Raw genomic sequence first — 17,315 nt, 5'->3', positions numbered from 1 at the left:
GCACCCGTGCGGCACATCGACCACGTCCATTCCGCCGCCGACGGCGGACCGACCACCCTGGAGAACGGTCAGGGGCTGTGCGAGGCGTGCAACTACGCCAAACAGGCGCCGGGATGGGACGCCGAGGCAATCGACTCCCCGGACGGCAGACATCTCGTCCGGATCACCACTCCCACCGGGCACATCCACCACAGCCTCGCGCGCCGCCCGCACCGAGGCCGGCGGTTGCGTGACCGCAGTCACGGCTGCGACATGGCCTTTGCCGTGGCAGTCAACTCGTCGACATAGGTGCGCCGTTCGTCCGGGGTGACCGCTGACCGCAGTGGGCCGATCTGCAACTCCCACCGCGGCGTGCCCGAAGCGTCGAACACCGGGGTGGTCAGATAGCTGATCGGCAGTGACTCGCGGGACCCGAGAGCATCCACCGTGTACGGGTACCCACTGGTGTCGCCGATGAGGGCCTGCACCTGTTCGCGCAATCGCTGGTTGGCGGCGTTGGCAGCCAGGTGGGTCACCACCTGTGCCAGCACGTCGATGCGATCGAGGTCGGCAGCATCGGCACCCCAGACCGCGACGCCGGTTGCGGCGACCTGCTTCAGGAGATCCGCGTACTGCTCCCGGCGGTCCGGGGGCGCGGTGTCGAGCCATCGTCGTTGTGCCGCAGGATCGGAGAACGCCACGACGGAGGCTCCGCCCGGCGCCTGCAACGGCAGCCTGACGCCCACGTCGATACCCGCCGGAATGTGTCCGAGCCCGTCCGTCATCGCGACGAAGATGAGTTCGGTTCCGTCGACCAGGCCGAGCGCGGCGCCGCACCGAACGCGCGACGCGAGGGCTTCGAGGTGCGCCGACGCGTCGTCGGGCAGATCGAGAGCGCTGCGCGCACGCCCGGCGATCGAAGCAAGTCCGGGTCCGATCTCGTAGCGCAGGTCGGGCAGGCGCGAGACCCATCCTCGCTGCTGCAGGGTGCCAAGGATCGAACCGGTGGTGGACCTGCTCAGACCGAGCGCGTCCGCGAGGTCCGCCGACGTCACCGGCGTGCTGCGCGCGGACAGCAGCTCGATGATCGACACGACCCGGTCGGTCGGGGGCGACGACACCGACGATTCGCTCTTGCCAGGCGCCAATGTTACTCCTACCCTCATCACAGTTCGGATATATGCATTACTTGATGCGAATATTCGTATCACAGAGATGGGGAGCGCGCATGACCGTGACCATGACCACCGATCCCGACGACGTCGGCACCCGCCGCCCCAGGGACGCCTCGCGCAAACCCGTACGGGCCGGTGTCGCCGCGAGCGCGGTAGCGATTTCCTTCGTCCTGGGCAGCGGCCTGGCCGCCGCCCAGCCGACCTGGGGCCCACTGGCACCGCCGAACCCGTTCCTCGGCCCGAACGGCACCTCCACCATGCACGGCGACGCCGGCTCCTCCGACGCGACACCCTTGGCGGGACCCGGCACCGGAGGGCTGAACGTCGGCGCCACCACCCTCGCCTCCGCCTGCCCCACCCTGCTCCAGGGCTCCGACTCGATGGTGGTCGCGTTGTGCACCACCATGATCGGACGCAACCCGACGGTGCACCTGATCGACCGCCCCGCCTCCGGCTCCACCGGCGGACTCGGATCCGCCGACCTCGGTTCGATCGCGGCCGGTTCGACCGGCGGCCGCGACGCCGGAACCTCCCTCGCCGAACTCCAACTCCCCAAGGGCAGCCTCCTCGGCGGCGTGTACGCCTACCTCGACAACAACGACCGACTGGTCGCCGTCGACGGCAACCGCCACCTGGTCCGAGTCGGCCACCACAACAACGGCGGAAAATGGTCGCTGACCGTCGACGAGTCCGTCGACCTCACCGGCGCCATCACCACCGACGACAGCGTCACCGGCCTCGCCCCCGACTGGACCGGCAACGTGTGGTTCGCCACCGGCGCCGGACGCGTCGGCGTCGTCGACACCACCGGCCATGCCCGCACCGTGGATCTGCCCGCGGGCGAACGCGTCGAGAACAGCATCTCCACCTCCCCGAACGGCACCTCCGTCGCCACCACCCACGCGCTCTACCAACTGTCGACCGGACCGGACGGCACCCCGCACGTCGACTGGCGCGCCGCCTACGACCGCGGCAGCGCCCGCAAACCCGGCCAGCTCAGCTGGGGCACCGGATCCACCCCCACCTACTTCGGACCCGGCACCGGACACGAGTACGTCACCATCGTCGACAGCGCCGACACCCAGGTCTCCCTGCTCGTGTACCGGGTCTCCGACGGCCAGCAGCTCTGCCACACCCCGGTACTGGCCAAGGGCGGCCCCGGCAGCGAGAACTCGCCCATCGGAGCTGGATCCAGCGTCTTCGTCGCCGGCACCTACGGCTACCCCTACCCCGCGGTCCCCGAGAACGCGGGCCCGTCGGTACCCGCCTCCGCCCCCTTCGCCGGCGGCATGACCCGGGTCGACGTCGGACTCGGCGGCTGCACCGTGGTGTGGGACACCGACGTCAAGAGCTCGGCGGTGCCGCACCTGTCCACCGCCGACGGCACCCTGTACACGGTGCTGCGCAAGGGCACCGGCGGAGCGCTGGACGGCTTCGCCTACGCCGCGATCGACCCCACCACCGGCGCGGTCCGCGGCACCGCGGACCTGCCCGCCAGCACCCTCAACGACACCATCCAGATGTCCGGCCTGATCACCGCCGAGGGCGACTACCTGCAGGGCACGCTCAACGGCATTGTGCGGGTCTCACGCGGATAGCTCGCACCAATCGGCCGGCGGAGGCAACCCGCCACCTCAGCAGGAGAGCACCGGTTGACCCAATCGAGCGGCGGTCCGGACGCCACAAGGCCGTCCGGGCCGCGGCAGACCTTTCCGCCCGTCCCGGAGTCCGCGAACGAGATGCGGACCGGGGCGAACCGGGAGGACCACGAGCTCCTCGACTTCGCCACCGTCTGGGCACCGTTCGGAGGTCCCCCCGTCGAGGAGATCTTCCTCAGGTTCGGCATGCCGCCGGACAGATACGGGAGACGCGTACGTGAGGCTGCGACCCGTGTCGCGGCCGTCTCCCCCACGAACCCCCGGCTGCAACGCTTCCGTACCGCGGTGCGTGAGGCCGCGGTGAGACTGGCTGGAGGCCAAGACATGTGAACAGTCTGGCCCGCCGGACAGCGAGTACTTCCGCACGCCCGACCGCCGGGCCTGCACTTGATCGAACGGAGATATGCATGTCCCGATCCTCGATGGCCCGCGTTGCTGCGGCCGCCGCCTCCGGTGCCCTCGTCGTGGCCGGCGTGACCGTCGGTGTCGGCCTCGGCGCGGGCACGGCCGGCGCGGCCGGCACCTGCAACCAGAGCAGCCAGGACAGCAAGAAGGACATCAGCACCTGGGGCGTCACACACAACTACTCGAAGACGGTCTCGGCCGCAGATGCGGCCGGCGGCACCGAGGTGACCTACACCACTGTCGTGTCGACCACCGGTATCGGCAACCCGTACGTCAACACCATCAACGACATCCCGCCCGCCGGCTTCGGCGCGCCGGTCAAGGCCACCGTCACCGCCTACCACTTCGCCCAGGGGCAGGTCTCCACGGATGTGACCCCGACCAAGAACGGCACAGGCTGGAAGGTCACCAGCACCGGCTGGTTCGTCAACTCCGGAAACCCGGTCACCCTGAAGATGACCTACAAGGTTCCGGGCAACGCGACGATCGGCTCGCAGGTCACCAGCGGCGGCACCGGCGTGGCCGGCACCGTCGGTGTCTCCAACGAGATGCCCAACCTGACCGCCTGCTTCACCGTCCGCATCCCCAACCCGGGTGAGGCCACCACCGGCAGCCTGGACATGGCGGGCCTGGGCTCCTCCGAGGGCCAGCTCAGCTCCACCGGCTCGGTGTCCGATGTCCTCGGCGACACCATCACCCGCGTCCTGGAGAACGGCAGCTAGCAGCACCCGAAGCTCCGGCCCCGGCGTCCCGCGCTCTGCGGCGCCGGGGCCCGGTTGTCGGCCCGCCCTCGCACTGGTCAGACGTTGAGACCGGACTCAGCTCTGGGCGTTTGCCAGCGGTGGAGAAACCGGCTCTCTCATCACGCCGACATGGCGCACCGTCCCGGAAAGGCCCGGAAGCTCTTGCCGGGGCGACCACGTATTCAGCCCATCCGTGCTGTCGGAGTAGAAGTACTTTCCTTCGGTGTAGGCGTCGAAGTACATCCGCCAGGTGCCGTTCGGCAACTGGACAACGGCCGGTCCCTCCACCAGCGAACCCCAATTCCCAGGCGGGACGAAGGAATAGGGTCCCGTCAGCGACGGCGCGACGGCATGCTCGATGACCTTCTTCGTCTCGTTCTTGGTGAACGCGTGATAGGTCGAACCCACCTTGACCACGGTGGTGTCGATGTGGTCCGCGCCGATCCCGGCGAGCGGAACGGGCGGGCTCCACAACCTGAGGGACGGGTCCAGCGCCGTCATCAGATACGGCACGAATCCTCCCCCGGTCGACATCGACAGGATGACGTTGACGCGGTCGCCGTCCACGAACCATTCGGGCGCCCAGGCCTTCGTGGTGAACGGCGACAGCGACGGTCCGTCCTTGAACCCGGCCGAGCCCGAGAAGCCCGGCGGGCTCGCCGATCCGGTGCCGTCTCCCGTGCCCGGCAGGAAGGCGCAGCAGAACGGGACCGGCCAGTTCCCCAGGGGCGTCCAGTTGATGCGGTCGCTGCTGCGCGCGAAGCCGATGTTCGCACCGTCGGAGGTCGTGTAGGTCACGTAATAGGACCCGTCCGTGTGCCTGAAGATGCTCGGGTCGCGCACCACCCCCGACGGCGGCCGATACGCCGACAGCCGGACCGGTTGGAAGTGAGTGGCGTCCCCCGACTCGTACACATCCATGTCGCGGTCGCTGGCGTTGCTGAACGCCACCATCGTGTATCGCCAGTCGGGCGGCGCGGCGCCACTGCTCCCCGGGGTCGCGATCAGCATGCCCGTGACAGCGAGAATCACCATCGATATGGCGGAAAAGCCGTTTCGTTTGGTCATCAGCACTGGTGCAGTATCGACGACAACAGGCGCGCGATGCGCAATTTTGGCCGTAGGCGCGGCGGATCGTTACCGACGGGTGGCGCCGGTGTATCGACCGGCAGTCGAGCTCGCGGGCCCGGATCGGTTGTATTCGTAGTGGTCGAGGTCGAATGTGCGGCTGGCACGGCGGAGGCCGCGCCCCGAGACGGGGCGAACGAAGGGGGCTTCGCCGTGGCGATCGAAGTAGTAGCTGTTCGAGTTGATGCAGCTGGGCTGCGCGAACGCGGTGTGGCGCACTTTCACGCGCATGCTCCGCATGTAGGCATCGTGCGCCGATTGCCTTACGACGACTTGGGTTGCGCCGCGTCGGCGAGCCTCCATCAGGCACCGCGCGATGTGGCGGCTCCCGGACTCGATCACGCTGAACCAGGACGGCCCCGCCGCCGACCAGGGCCCGTTCATGAGCCAAAAGTTCGGTAGCAGGGGCGTGGAGATGCCCTCGTAGGTCTGGTAGCCGTGCTCATCCCACCATTGCCCGGCATCGACGCCGGCGGTGCCGCGGACAGGGAAGGGCGGAACCACCCCGAGCTGCATGGTCTTGAACCCCGTTGCCAGCACCAGGACATCGAGCTCACGGTGAGTCTCGGTCACCGTGCCCGCAGCGGTGTCCGCCACGGCGGTGACGATGCCCTCCGGGGTGACCCGAAGGATCCGTTCGGTGACCAGCTCCACGTTGTCGCGGTTGAAGGCCGGCAGGTATGTGTTGGAGAAGGACGGGCGTTTGCAGCCGAGTGCGTACGCCGGCGTCAGCTTCGCGCGTACCTCGGGGTCCACCACTTGCTTGCGTAACTGCCGCAGACACATTCGCTCCATGCTGCGAACAAACAGTGGTGCCCGCGTGTGGTACGCGACGCCCACGGTCATGACGAACTCGGCCAGCAGCGAGGTGCCGGCGCGCAGCACCCGCTGGGTGACCGGAGCGTGTGCGAACAGTTCCCGCATCCGCGGGGAGATTTCGGTGTTCGGTTTCGGAATCACCCAGATCGGTGTCCGCTGGAACACCGTCAGCTGCTCCGCCGCGGGCGCGATTTCCGGTATCAGCTGCAGAGAGGATGCACCGGTCCCGATGACGCCGATTCGTTTACCGGCCAGCGCGACGTGCGGGTCCCAGCGTGCGGTGTGGACGGTGGGACCGTCGAAGGTGCCGAGGCCGGGGATGTCCGGGTACTTCGGCTGATCGAGCGGCCCCACCGCCGAGACGAGGAAGCGGGCCGTCAGGATCCCCCTGCTCGTCTCGACGACCCACCGGTGATTCCGACCGTCGTATCTGGCGGCCTCGACGCGCGTCAGCGGATGCACATGGCGGCGGACGTCGTACTTGTCTGCGCAATGGCGGGCATAGGCGGCGAGCTCGTCGCCGGGCGCGAACAGTCTTGACCAGTACGGGTTCGGTTCGAAGGAGTACGAGTAGGTCGTCGACGGAATGTCGACGGCCACCCCCGGATACCTGTTGTGATGCCACACGCCCCCGACGTCGTCGGCGGCATCGAGGATCGCGAAGTCGGTGAGGCCGGCCTTCCGTAGCTCGATACCGAGTCCGATACCGGAGAACCCCGCGCCCACGATCACTACTTCATGGTCGATCATTCCCGCCGGTTCCATTGCCGCCTGGTCACTTCGCGCCAGGAAGCCACGCGTAGATGGCGGTGCGCGACCCGTACTTGGCGTAGCGGTTGATCCCTTCCTTGCTCACCGCGCCGACTCGCCCGGCGATGAAGATTCGCCTCGGGGTGTCGTCCCGGCGACAGGCCTGCACCAGACCGTTGCGTCGCCCGAGGCTCAGCGCTTGCCCGGTGTAGCCCATGGAGAACCGCTTGAGTTTGCGTCCCTTGGCCATCCGGATCAGCGTGCCCGCTGCGTGCGCGCCTTGCGGGGTGGCCGTGGCACAGGCGAAACGCGCACCCGGAACGGCCGCGCAGTCGCCGACGACGAAGATGCGTGAGTCCGTCACGCTGCGCAGGTGCTCGTCGACCACCGCACGGCCTTCGGCATCGACCTCCAGGCCGCTGCTCGCGACGAGATCCGGTACACCCGCGACGATCGCCCACAACGTGAGATCGGAGTTCAACGCCTGCCCCGACCGCAGAACCACAGCGCCGCCGCCGTCCGTGTCCGCCGTGCGCACCTCGCTGACCGCGCCCTCGATGACTTGAACGCTCATCCGCTCGAGGTCGGCGTGCACCCGTCGCTGCGCGCCGGGCGAGAGGGTCGCGCCGATCGTCTCCCCCACGATCCGCACCTGCAGGTCCGGGCGTGCTTCGGCGACTTCGGTCGCAGTCTCGATCCCGGTGAGCCCGCCGCCGACGACGGTGACGACGGCGCCGCTGGGCAGGTCCGCCAATGCGGCGCGTGCTTGCTGCGCGCCTTCCCAGCTGCCGACCGGGACCGCGCCAGGCAGCGGCGTGACCGTGCTGCCGACGGCAACGACGAGGTAATCGAAGCCGATACCGGTGCCGTCGTCCAGGTTCACGGTGCCGTCACCGATCTTGTCGACCGAGCCCACGTGCACGGCGACACCCTCACGCAGCATCTCGGTCAGAGGCGTTGCCGCGGTACCGCTTCCGGCGATCTGCTGGTGCAGTCGCACCCGTTCGACGAAGTCGGACCGCGGGTTGACCACCGTGATCTCGGCGTCCTCGAGCTTCTTCGCGAGCCGGTTCGCGGCGATCGTTCCCGCATAGCCGGCACCCACCACGACGATCTTCACAATTGCCCCCTTTGTGTTTGAAGCGGATTAAGGATGTGCATCTCCACTGCCCGACCAGGACAGTCGTGCGGCGACGAGTTCTGCGGTGGCACGCAGATACTGTTGTGCGTCCACTCCGGCCGGATGCTCGCCCTCGAAGATGTCGGTGATCATCCAGAAGTGCGCGACGGCACCGATCAGCACGGCGGCCACCGGCCGCCAATCGGTGTCGGCATCGCCCGAGAGTTCAGCCAGCCCGCGAGTGAACACGGGCATCGACGTCTCATACTCCTCGCGGCGAAAGGTCTCGAGAACCTCCTTGTCGATGGTGTTGTCCCGAAAAAGGATTCGCGTGACATCGCGATTGTGTTCGAGCCGGGCCAACCCGATCCCACACAGCAGGGTCAGGCGGTCGGCCATGTTTGCGTCCGGCGCCACTGCGTCGAGCATCCGAACGATCGAGAAGTCGGGATCGAGGTACTGGGCCCACTCCTCCTTCTGTTCCAGACGGCTCGCGACGGCGGCGACCAACAGTGCGTTCTTCGATCGGAAATGCCGGTAGAGGGCGCCCGATCCTCCCGTCAGTCCCGCTTCGGCCTCGATCTGCGCCACCGACGTCCGCGCGAAGCCCTGCTCCCCGAACAGTCGCAACGCCGTTTCGATGATCCGATCCTTTGTCGACACACCGTGAAAGTAACTACTTACTGACATCGCGTCAAGAGGACACGGGAACTCACCGAAGAGTTGCGGCATTCGCCATTGGACAGCTCTCGCTGCCGTCCGGATCGGACGCCGATCCACCGACTCGACCGCGCGACCGGCACCGAGGCCGGCCGGCGCGTGACCGTCAGCGCCTAGCCTTGCCCTATGGCCAACTCGAATGCCGAACACCTGCATCCCGAATCCCTCGACGAGTGGCACGCGTGGCTTCGGGACAATCACGCCGAATCCGCCGGCATCTGGCTTGTGTTCTGGCGCAAGGAGTCCGGGAACACTCCACTCGACTACGACCAGGCGGTCCGGGAGGCGCTCTGCTGGGGATGGGTGGACGGGCACACCCGGACCATCGACGAGCACCGACGGGGCATGTGGTTCACCCGACGCGGACGCAACAGCGCATGGGCCGCGTCCAACAAGGCACGCGTGACCGACCTGCTCGCCGAGGGACGCATGCAGCCAGCCGGACAGACTGTCATCGACGACGCCAAACAGCGTGGTCTGTGGACCCTGCTCGACGACGCCGAGGCACTGGTGGAGTCACCGGAGCTCGCCGCGGCCCTCGACGCCGACCCGCAGGCCCGTACCCACTGGGACGCGTGGCCGCCGAGTGTCCGCAAGTTCGCGCTCAGCCAGATCGCGTTCGCCAAGCAACCCGCCACCAAGACCAAGCGAATCGCCGGCATCGTCGAGAAGGCCGCGCGCAACGAGCGGCCATGACCTCACCCTGACGAGGGTTTACACGTTGAAGCGGAACTCCACCACGTCACCGTCGACCATCACGTAGTCCTTGCCCTCCATGCGCACCTTGCCGGCGGCCTTGGCGGCGTTCATCGACCCGGTGGCGACCAGGTCGTCGAAGGACACGATCTCGGCCTTGATGAAGCCGCGCTCGAAGTCGGTGTGGATGACGCCGGCGGCCTGCGGGGCGGTGTCGCCCTTGTGGATCGTCCAGGCGCGCGCTTCCTTGGGACCGGCCGTCAGGTAGGTCTGCAGGCCGAGGGTGTGGAAGCCGGTCCGGGCGAGCGCGTGCAGGCCCGGCTCGGACTGTCCGATCGAGTCGAGCATCTCCTGCCGGTCCTCCTCGTCGAGCTCGAGCAGCTCCTGCTCGACCTTCGCGTCGAGGAACACCGCGTCGGCGGGCGCGACGGAGTCGCGCAGCTCGGCGACCTTCGCCTCGTCGGTCAGCACCGCCTCGTCGGCGTTGAAGACGTACAGGAACGGCTTGGTGGTCAGCAGGTGCAGCTCGCGCAGCAGGCCGAAGTCCAGCTTGTCCTTGACGCTGAACAGGGTCTTGCCCTCCTCGAGGAAGGCCTGAGCCTTGACGGCCTCCTCGTGCAGCGGCTTGAGCTCCTTGTTCTTCTTGGCTTCCTTCTCCAGCCGCGGCAGCGCCTTCTCCAGGGTCTGCATGTCGGCGATCACGAGCTCGGTCTCGATGATCTCGATGTCGGAAGCCGGGTCGACGCGACCGTCGACGTGCACCACGTCGTCGTCGGCGAACACTCGAACGACCTGGCAGATCGCGTCGGCCTCGCGGATGTTGGCGAGGAACTTGTTGCCCAGGCCAGCGCCCTCGGAGGCGCCCTTGACGATGCCGGCGATGTCGACGAAGGACACCGTCGCGGGCAGGATGCGCTCGGACCCGAAGATCTCGGCGAGCTTGTTCAGCCGCGGATCGGGCAGCTCGACCAGGCCGACGTTGGGCTCGATGGTGGCGAACGGGTAGTTCGCGGCCAGCACGTCGTTGTTGGTCAGGGCGTTGAAGAGGGTGGACTTGCCGACGTTGGGCAGTCCGACGATTCCGAGGGTAAGGCTCACGGTCTCCAGAGTCTACGGACCGGCGCTCACCGTGTGGTCACGCCGGTCCGCGGAACTCCCCGACCGAGGCTCAGTACCCGCTGTCCGCGGCGTTGATCGCGGCGATGATGCGGCGCGGGCACCGCGCCCGGAACCGGAGCGCCGTACGGGGCCGGGGCCTGCACGGGCTGCGGGCCCTGTGCGGGCTGCGGATAGGACGGGTACGCGGGCGCCCCGTGGGACGGCACCGCTGCGGTCGTGGGCGCGCTCGCAAATTCGGTCTCGGGCATGCCCCCCCCCCTGACCACGGCATACAAACGGGTAGCCCACGGCCGTGACATGCCCTGTTCTGGCGCTCACAATAAGTAGAGCGCAATCCGAGGGCCCACCGGAACGCGCGGTGCGCCACAGCCGCCACCAGGAGGAAAGCCATGACCAGAAATCGACTCCGTGCAGCGATAGCAGCTGCGGCCACGGTGCCGATGATCGCGTTCGGCCCGGCGATCGCCTCCGCCGGACCGGCATCGCCGGCCCCCACACCCGTTTCGCCCGCAGCCCTCAATCCACAGCAGGGCCCATTGGGTGCCGCACTGACCTGCTCGCCCTTGGCCTTCATTCCGTTCGCCGGGCCACTCGCCATAGCCTGTTGGGTCTGAGGCGGCCGCTACCCTCGCTTGCGTGCGACCGTCACCGCCCAGTCCGCGCCCTCGCGCCACGGCCGCAGGTCCCACGTCGCGAAGCGGTGCTCCCGCACGAAGCCTGTCGCCGCGAGGTCCGCGTCGAACTCTTCGACGGTGTACCGGTAGTCGGTGGCGAAGCCGGTGACGAACACGCCGCCGGGAACCAGGTGATCCGCGAACCCCTGCAGGACGGCTCGCTCGGTGCCCGGCTCGAGAAAGATCATCACGTTGCCGGCGGCGATGATCGCGTCGAACCGGGGCCCGGGTAGGTCCAGCTCCGACAGGTCGGCGCGCGCGACGGTCAGCCCGGGCTGTGTCGCCGCCACCTCGAGCAGCACCGGGTCGAGGTCGACGGCCGTCACCGCGTGGCCGCGCCTCGCCAGTTCGGCCCCGACGCGCCCGGTGCCACAGCCCGCGTCGAGCACCCGCGACCCGCGTCCGATCACCGCGTCGAGCATCCGGGCCTCGCCGTGCAGGTCGACGCCCTGCGCAGCGAGCTCGTCGAATCTCCGCACGTACTCGCGCGACTGCGCCTCGCCGCGTTCCTGTTCCCATCGCGTCACACCACTCAGACTATGCGCAGGTTCGGCCCGACCACGCGGCGGACCGCACGAGTTCCACCCAAGTTCACGAGTTCCACGTAATGTCTCGCAGGGGGTCGTGGGGGCTTCAATCGCGAGGTCTCCCAGCGAATCACCCATCCATGCGCTTCATCGACGATGCACCTCCGAAAGGGGAATCACTGTGGCGAACACCTTGCAGGCGGGATCGGGTCTCACGGCCGGACAGTCGCTCACGTCCGACAACGGCGCATACACCCTCACGCTGCAGGACGACGGCAACCTCGTCCTGAGCGAGAACGGAAATGCGGTGTGGGCGAGCAAGACCAACGGCAAGTCCGTGACCAAGGCCGACCTGCAGGACGACGGCAACTTCGTCCTCTACACCGGGGGCAACGACGCCGTCTGGGCGTCGCAGACCGCGGGCAACTCGGGCGTGCGCCTGGTCCTGCAGGACGACCGCAACGTCGTGCTGTACGCGGGCGACAACGCCGTGTGGTCGACGGACACCGTCACCGACACCCCGGCCGCGGCGCCCGAGCCCGAGCCGGCTCCGGTCGAGCCCGCCGCCGCCGAGGCACCGCCGGCCCCCGCGGCGCAGACCCACACGGTCGAGAGCGGCGACACCCTCTGGGACCTCGCGCAGCGCTTCTACGGCGACGGCAACCAGTTCCAGCGCATCGCCGACGCGAACGGGATCCCGAACCCGGACGCGATCAACGTCGGTCAGGTGCTGACCATCCCGGCGTAGTCACCCTGGCAGCGCGGCGGCCTCGGACCTTCGTCCCGGGCCGCCGCGCTGTCGCCCGGTCGCCCTGAGGGCCCGATGTCGAAGGGAATGCACGTGATTCGATGGCTGATCGTTGCCGGGGTGTGGACGGCGGGTCTCGCCGCGACGGCGCTCGCGATCGGCGTCGGCGCCGGCTGGTGGGTGCTCGCGCTGATCCTGCTCGCGCTCGCGGCGGTCGGGACCCGGGACCTGACCCAGCGCCGGCACAGCCTGCTGCGGAACTATCCGATCCTCGGGCACGCGCGGTTCGTCCTCGAGAAGATCCGCCCGGAGATCCAGCAGTACTTCATCGAATCATCCACGGATGGAACGCCGTTCGACCGTGAGACCCGCGATCTCGTCTACGAGCGGGCGAAGGGCATCAAGGATGCCGAACCGTTCGGCACCGAGCGCGACGTGTACGCGCCGGGCTACGAGTTCTTCACCCACTCACTGCGCGCACGACACCCCGACGAGGAGACCCCGACCGTCCGGCTCGGCGGCCCCGACTGCACCCAGCCGTACGACATCGCCCTGCTCAACGTCTCCGCGATGAGCTTCGGTTCGTTGTCCGCCAACGCGATCGAGGCCCTCAACGCCGGCGCCGCGCTCGGCGGGTTCGCCCACGACACCGGCGAGGGCGGCATCAGCCCGTACGACCGCAAGCGGGGCGGCGACCTGATCTGGGAGATCGGGTCCGGCTACTTCGGATGCCGCACCGCCGCGGGCGGGTTCGACCCGGACGCGTTCGCCGCCAAGGCCGTCGACGACCAGGTCAAGGCGATCTCCATCAAGCTCTCGCAGGGCGCCAAGCCGGGGCACGGCGGCGTGCTCCCCGGCGCGAAGGTCAGTCGGGAGATCGCCGAGACCCGCGGTGTACCGGTCGGGAAGACGGTCGTCTCGCCGCCCGCGCACAGCGCGTTCGACTCCCCCGACGGCCTGATCGACTTCATCGTCACGTTGCGCACCCTCTCCGGCGGGAAGCCGGTCGGATTCAAGCTGTGCGTCGGCTCGCGGGTCGAGTTCCTCGGGATCTGCAAGGCCATGATCGCCCGCGGGGTCACCCCGGACTTCGTCATCGTCGACGGCGCGGAGGGCGGCACCGGCGCCGCACCCTCGGAGTACGAGGATCACATGGGCATGCCGTTGACCGAGGGGCTGATGCTCGTGCACAACGCTCTGGTCGGCACCGGGCTGCGCGACCGGATCAAGATCGGCGCGTCCGGCAAGGTGGCCAGCGGCAGCGACATCGTCAAGCGGCTCCTCCAGGGCGCCGACTTCACGCTGTCTGCGCGCGCGATGATGTTCGCGGTCGGCTGCATCCAGGCCCAGTCGTGCCACACCAACCACTGCCCCGCCGGCGTCGCCACCCAGGACCCCGCGCGGTCACGGGCGCTCGACGTGCCGGACAAGTCCGCCCGGGTGCATCGCTTCCAGCGCGCGACGGTGGACAGCGCCAAGGAGTTGGTGGGGTCGATGGGACTCGACGGCTTCGCGGACCTGCGTCCGGCCATGCTCAACCGGCGGGTCGACGCCCACACCACCCGGACCTACGCCGAACTGTACGAGTGGCTACAGGTCGGCGAGCTGCTCGAGCACCCGCCGGAGGGCTGGCGCAGCGACTGGATCGACGCCGCCGCCGACCGGTTCTGACGCCGACCACCGTCGTGTCCGATTCCCGCTAGCGCGGCGCCCACGCGGCTGCCACAGTGGAGTCCATGACCGCCCCGTACCTGGACTTCGACCGCTGCTACCGCGCAGTGTCGTCCCGCGACGCGCGCTTCGACGGGCAGTTCATCACGGCCGTACGGACCACCGGCATCTACTGCAGGCCCTCCTGCCCGGCGATCACCCCCAAGCCGGGCAACGTCACCTTCCTGCCCACCGCGGCCGCCGCCCAGCAGGCCGGCTACCGCGCCTGCCGCCGCTGCCTGCCCGACGCCGCGCCCGGATCACCCCTGTGGAACGTCCGCTCCGACCTCGCCGCCCGCGCGATGCGCCTGATCTCCGACGGCGCGGTCGAGCGCGGCGGTGTCGACGCACTCTCCGCCTCGCTGGGCTACTCGTCCCGGCAGCTCACCCGGGCGCTGACGGCCGAACTGGGCGCCGGACCGCTCGCGCTGGCCCGCGCGCACCGCGCCCACACCGCCAGGATCCTGATCCAGACCACCGCCATGCCGATGTCGGACGTGGCCTTCGCCGCGGGCTTCTCGAGCATCCGGCAGTTCAACGACACCGTGCGCGAGGTGTTCGCCGCGACGCCGTCGACGATGCGCTCCGAGGCGGCCCGGCGTACCCCCGACGCGCCACCCTCGACCGGGACCGTCTCGCTGCGGCTGCCCTACCGCGCCCCACTCGATCCGGCCTGGCTGGCCTGGTTCCTGTCGGCGCACGCCGCCACCGGGGCCGAACACTGGTCCGGCGGCGAGTACCGCCGGGCCCTGCGACTTCCGCACGGCACCGGGGTGGTCGCGACGGTGGTACACCCGGGGTACGTCCGGGCCGACCTGGCGCTGACGGACATGCGCGACCTCGCCCCCGCGGTCGCCCGGCTACGCCACCTGCTGGACCTGGACGCCGATCCCGACGCCGTGGACGGCGCGCTGTCCACCGACCCGGCGCTCGCCCCGGCCGTCGCGGCAGCGCCGGGCCTGCGCGTGCCCGGCAACGTCGACCCCGCAGAGTTGCTGCTGCGCACGATGATCGGCCAGCAGATCTCCCTCGCGGCGGCCGCGACGCACACCGCCCGACTGGTGGCGGCGCTCGGCGACCCGGTCGACGATCCGCACCTGACCCACGTCTTCCCGAGCGCCGACGCGGTCGCGCGGCACGGCCGGGAGGTACTCACCGGCCCGGCGGCCCGGGTCGACGCCGTCGTCGCGGTGGCCGAGTCGCTGGCCGAGGGCACCCTCACGCTGCACGCCGGTCGCACCGCTGCCGATCTACGCGCAGAACTGCTCTCGTACAAGGGAGTCGGTCCGTGGACCGCGGACTACGTGGTGATGCGCACCCTCGCCGACCCGGACGTCCTGCTCGGCACCGACCTCGTCGTCCGGCAGGGCGCCCGCACCCTCGGGGTGGACCTCGACGCGGGCACGAGCTGGACCCCCTGGCGCTCGTACGCGTCGATGCACCTGTGGCGCAGCGCACTTCTCGCGCGCGGCGCCTATCCGACCACACCCCCACCCACCACCAACCGCGCAACGGAGGACCTCCGATGACCGCACGCTATGCGACCACCGACACCCCGATCGGCCCCTTCACCGCCGTCGTCGACGGCGACGGAGCCGTCCTCGCGTCGGGCTGGACGGCCGACCCGCAGGAGCTGTGCACGCTGGTGCACCCGTCGTTGCGGCCGACCGCCCTCACCCGACGCACCGACCTGGGTGCCGTGACCCGAGCCGTCGCCGACTACCACGACGGAGACCTGACCTGCATCGATTCCATTGCGGTGCGGCAACACTCGGGCGAGTTCCTGGTCGCCGCCTGGGAGGTGCTGCGCAAGGTGCCGGCGGGCGAGCCGGTCACCTACACCGAGTTCGCTGCCCTCTCGGGCAGGCCCGCCGCGGTCCGCGGCGCGGCCTCGGCCTGCGCGCGCAACGCCGCCGCGCTGTTCGTCCCCTGCCACCGGGTCGTGCGCGTCGGCGGGGCCCTCGGCGGCTTCCGGTGGGGGCTGCCCGCCAAGCGCTGGCTCCTCTCCCACGAGGAGACCGCGCGGTAGATTCGGGGCGATCCCCGCCAGGAAGGACCGAAACGTGAGCGAACAGCCCACATCGACACCGCCCGCAGCACCACGACGCAGCTTCCGAGACCGCGGCGAGGTGTTGGGCATCGGCGGCATGTGGGTGGCCAAGTGGTCGCTGTGCCTGATCGCGATCGCGGGCGGCGCGTGGGTGCTGTGGACCGTCCTCGGCCAGCTGTGGGTGGTGGTGCTCCCGGTAGTCATGGCGATCGTGGTGTCGACGGTGCTGTGGCCGCCCACGCGCGCGATGACGCGCCGCGGGGTGCCGCCCGCGGCGGCCGCCGGGATCACGCTGCTGGGGTTCGTCGCCGTGCTGTCGGGAATCGTCGCGCTGATCGTGCCGTCGGTCGTCGACCAGGCTCCCGAACTCGCGAACAAGGCCAGCCAGGGCCTGAGCCAGGTGCAGAACTGGCTCAAGGGGCCGCCGGTGAACCTGCGCGACGACCAGATCGACACGGCGATCGCCGCGATCACCTCCAAGCTCCAGTCCAGCGCCCAGACCATCGCGAGCGGCGTGTTCAGCGGGGTGACCACCGCGGGCTCCATGCTGATCACGACGTTCCTGGTGCTCGTCCTCGCCTTCTTCTTCGTCAAGGACGGCCCCCGGTTCCTGCCGTGGCTGCACGGGGTCAGCGGCGGACGCGCAGGCAGGCACTTCGAGGCCGTGGCCGTGCGAATCTGGGACACCCTCGGCGGATTCATCCGCACCCAGGCACTGGTCAGTTTCGTCGACGCGTTCTTCATCGGTCTCGGCCTGGTGGTGCTCGGCGTTCCCCTGGCCCCGGTGCTGGCGGTGCTCACCTTCCTCGGCGGGTTCATCCCGATCGTCGGCGCGTTCGTCGCGGGGGCGCTGGCCGTGCTGGTGGCACTGGTCGCGAAGGGGTGGACCACCGCGCTGATCATCCTGATCATCGTGCTGGCGGTGCAGCAGCTGGAGGGCAACGTGCTGCAGCCGGTCCTGCAGAGCCGGAGCATGAACCTGCACGCCGCGATCGTGTTGCTCGCCGTCACCGGGGGCAGCTCGCTGTACGGGATCGTCGGCGCGTTCCTGGCAGTGCCGGTCGCGGCATGTGCCGCGGTGGTGATCCGCTACATCGGCGAGCAGGTCGACCGAAAGCTCGACGAGTCGCACCGCCACAGCCCGGGCGACCGCGGCGCCTCCGACCGTCCCGAATCCGCCGGTCCCACGGAGCCGGGAGCCGACGAGCCAGTATCCGGCGAACAAGGGTCCGACCTTCCGGACGAGCTCGACGGCCTCGCGCCCGCGACCGCCCGCTGACGGGTCCTTCGACGG

17 protein-coding genes are annotated in these 17,315 nt (G+C 69.4%); 9 read left to right on the top strand and 8 right to left on the bottom strand.

Annotated features, from left to right (window positions below):
* The first annotated feature begins 6 nt into the window (after positions 1–6).
* A complete protein-coding gene (locus ACFVH2_RS07560; RefSeq protein WP_378420133.1) occupies positions 7–288 on the top strand; it encodes an HNH endonuclease in 282 nt (93 codons plus the stop codon).
* On the opposite strand, the gene ACFVH2_RS07555 is transcribed toward ACFVH2_RS07560, so the two are convergent.
* Positions 240–1,100, bottom strand: coding sequence for an IclR family transcriptional regulator (locus tag ACFVH2_RS07555; protein WP_378420134.1), 861 nt, complete (start codon positions 1,098–1,100; stop codon positions 240–242). The two genes, ACFVH2_RS07560 and ACFVH2_RS07555, sit on opposite strands and share 49 nt — an antisense overlap.
* Positions 1,101–1,207: 107 nt before the next feature.
* Here ACFVH2_RS07555 and ACFVH2_RS07550 point away from each other — a divergent pair, with 107 nt between their 5' ends.
* A complete protein-coding gene (locus ACFVH2_RS07550) occupies positions 1,208–2,752 on the top strand; it encodes a hypothetical protein (RefSeq protein WP_378420135.1) in 1,545 nt (514 codons plus the stop codon).
* 467 nt (positions 2,753–3,219) lie between these two features.
* Positions 3,220–3,939: a hypothetical protein gene (locus ACFVH2_RS07545; protein WP_378420136.1), complete on the top strand. Its 720-nt coding sequence runs from the start codon at positions 3,220–3,222 to the stop codon at positions 3,937–3,939.
* Between the two features lie 96 nt (positions 3,940–4,035).
* On the opposite strand, the gene ACFVH2_RS07540 is transcribed toward ACFVH2_RS07545, so the two are convergent.
* From ACFVH2_RS07540 to ACFVH2_RS07525, 4 genes are all read right to left on the bottom strand, one after another.
* A complete protein-coding gene (locus ACFVH2_RS07540; protein WP_378420528.1) occupies positions 4,036–5,028 on the bottom strand; it encodes a glycoside hydrolase family 43 protein in 993 nt (330 codons plus the stop codon).
* Between the two features lie 69 nt (positions 5,029–5,097).
* Positions 5,098–6,639: a flavin-containing monooxygenase gene (locus ACFVH2_RS07535; protein ID WP_378420137.1), complete on the bottom strand. Its 1,542-nt coding sequence runs from the start codon at positions 6,637–6,639 to the stop codon at positions 5,098–5,100.
* A 43-nt stretch (positions 6,640–6,682) separates the two neighbouring features.
* Positions 6,683–7,777 carry an NAD(P)/FAD-dependent oxidoreductase gene (locus ACFVH2_RS07530; protein WP_378420138.1) on the bottom strand — a complete coding sequence of 365 codons (1,095 nt, stop codon included), beginning with the start codon at positions 7,775–7,777 and terminating at the stop codon, positions 6,683–6,685.
* Between the two features lie 27 nt (positions 7,778–7,804).
* Entirely contained in the window at positions 7,805–8,467 is a 663-nt protein-coding gene (locus ACFVH2_RS07525; RefSeq protein WP_378475696.1) for a TetR/AcrR family transcriptional regulator, read from the bottom strand.
* 156 nt (positions 8,468–8,623) lie between these two features.
* On the opposite strand from ACFVH2_RS07525, the gene ACFVH2_RS07520 reads away from it, so the two are divergent.
* Positions 8,624–9,193: a YdeI family protein gene (locus ACFVH2_RS07520; RefSeq protein WP_378420140.1), complete on the top strand. Its 570-nt coding sequence runs from the start codon at positions 8,624–8,626 to the stop codon at positions 9,191–9,193.
* 18 nt (positions 9,194–9,211) lie between these two features.
* Here ACFVH2_RS07520 and ychF read toward each other — a convergent pair whose 3' ends face one another.
* From ychF to ACFVH2_RS07505, 3 genes are all read right to left on the bottom strand, one after another.
* Positions 9,212–10,291, bottom strand: a complete 1,080-nt coding sequence (gene ychF, locus ACFVH2_RS07515) for a redox-regulated ATPase YchF (RefSeq protein WP_378420141.1) — start codon at positions 10,289–10,291, stop codon at positions 9,212–9,214.
* 26 nt (positions 10,292–10,317) lie between these two features.
* Entirely contained in the window at positions 10,318–10,560 is a 243-nt protein-coding gene (locus ACFVH2_RS07510) for a hypothetical protein (protein ID WP_378420142.1), read from the bottom strand.
* A 374-nt stretch (positions 10,561–10,934) separates the two neighbouring features.
* Entirely contained in the window at positions 10,935–11,513 is a 579-nt protein-coding gene (locus ACFVH2_RS07505) for a class I SAM-dependent DNA methyltransferase (protein ID WP_378420143.1), read from the bottom strand.
* A 181-nt stretch (positions 11,514–11,694) separates the two neighbouring features.
* Between ACFVH2_RS07505 and ACFVH2_RS07500 the strand changes: the two genes are divergently transcribed.
* The 5 genes from ACFVH2_RS07500 (at position 11,695) to ACFVH2_RS07480 (ending at position 17,300) form a co-directional block, all read left to right on the top strand.
* Positions 11,695–12,261, top strand: coding sequence for a LysM peptidoglycan-binding domain-containing protein (locus ACFVH2_RS07500; RefSeq protein WP_378420144.1), 567 nt, complete (start codon positions 11,695–11,697; stop codon positions 12,259–12,261).
* A gap of 93 nt (positions 12,262–12,354) precedes the next feature.
* A complete protein-coding gene (locus ACFVH2_RS07495) occupies positions 12,355–13,932 on the top strand; it encodes an FMN-binding glutamate synthase family protein (RefSeq protein WP_378420145.1) in 1,578 nt (525 codons plus the stop codon).
* A gap of 65 nt (positions 13,933–13,997) precedes the next feature.
* Complete coding sequence (locus ACFVH2_RS07490) at positions 13,998–15,500, top strand: DNA-3-methyladenine glycosylase 2 family protein (protein WP_378420146.1); 1,503 nt, start codon at positions 13,998–14,000, stop codon at positions 15,498–15,500.
* Positions 15,497–16,000, top strand: a complete 504-nt coding sequence (locus ACFVH2_RS07485; protein ID WP_378420147.1) for a methylated-DNA--[protein]-cysteine S-methyltransferase — start codon at positions 15,497–15,499, stop codon at positions 15,998–16,000. Before ACFVH2_RS07490 ends, ACFVH2_RS07485 begins: the two co-directional genes overlap by 4 nt.
* Before the next feature lie 34 nt (positions 16,001–16,034).
* Positions 16,035–17,300, top strand: a complete 1,266-nt coding sequence (locus tag ACFVH2_RS07480) for an AI-2E family transporter (protein ID WP_378420148.1) — start codon at positions 16,035–16,037, stop codon at positions 17,298–17,300.
* The last annotated feature ends 15 nt before the right edge of the window (positions 17,301–17,315 follow it).

This window comes from Rhodococcus sp. NPDC127527 (assembly GCF_042672245.1).
In the GTDB taxonomy this organism is placed as follows: domain Bacteria; phylum Actinomycetota; class Actinomycetes; order Mycobacteriales; family Mycobacteriaceae; genus Rhodococcus_G.
This window is presented reverse-complemented; position numbering and strand designations above follow the sequence as displayed.

Coding starts and splice junctions, on each gene's coding strand:
- ACFVH2_RS07485 (WP_378420147.1), top strand. CDS start 15,497: ATGACCGCACGCTATGCGACCACCGACACCCCGATCGGCCCCTTCACC.
- ACFVH2_RS07490 (WP_378420146.1), top strand. CDS start 13,998: ATGACCGCCCCGTACCTGGACTTCGACCGCTGCTACCGCGCAGTGTCG.
- ACFVH2_RS07545 (WP_378420136.1), top strand. CDS start 3,220: ATGTCCCGATCCTCGATGGCCCGCGTTGCTGCGGCCGCCGCCTCCGGT.
- ACFVH2_RS07525 (WP_378475696.1), bottom strand. CDS start 8,467: ATGTCAGTAAGTAGTTACTTTCACGGTGTGTCGACAAAGGATCGGATC.
- ACFVH2_RS07550 (WP_378420135.1), top strand. CDS start 1,208: ATGACCGTGACCATGACCACCGATCCCGACGACGTCGGCACCCGCCGC.
- ACFVH2_RS07540 (WP_378420528.1), bottom strand. CDS start 5,028: ATGACCAAACGAAACGGCTTTTCCGCCATATCGATGGTGATTCTCGCT.
- ACFVH2_RS07520 (WP_378420140.1), top strand. CDS start 8,624: ATGGCCAACTCGAATGCCGAACACCTGCATCCCGAATCCCTCGACGAG.
- ACFVH2_RS07510 (WP_378420142.1), bottom strand. CDS start 10,560: ATGCCCGAGACCGAATTTGCGAGCGCGCCCACGACCGCAGCGGTGCCG.